At 55.3% G+C, this 255-nt stretch carries 1 rRNA gene; it reads left to right on the forward strand.

Features of this window, described 5'->3' with window-relative positions:
- Positions 1 to 255, forward strand: a 23S ribosomal RNA gene (locus NUX24_RS21755); the annotation flags it as partial.

Raw genomic sequence — 255 nt, forward strand, 5'->3', positions numbered from 1 at the left:
CAGTGTACCCGCGGCAAGACGGAAAGACCCCGTGAACCTTTACTATAGCTTGACACTGAACACTGGTCCTTGATGTGTAGGATAGGTGGGAGGCTTTGAAGCGTGGACGCCAGTCTGCGTGGAGCCGCCCTTGAAATACCACCCTTTAATGGCTGGTGTTCTAACGTAGACCCGTAATCCGGGTTGCGGACAGTGTCTGGTGGGTAGTTTGACTGGGGCGGTCTCCTCCCAAAGAGTAACGGAGGAGCACGAAGG

Source organism: Enterobacter sp. HG048 (genome assembly GCF_024702055.1).
GTDB classification, from domain to species: Bacteria; Pseudomonadota; Gammaproteobacteria; order Enterobacterales; family Enterobacteriaceae; genus Enterobacter; species Enterobacter dykesii.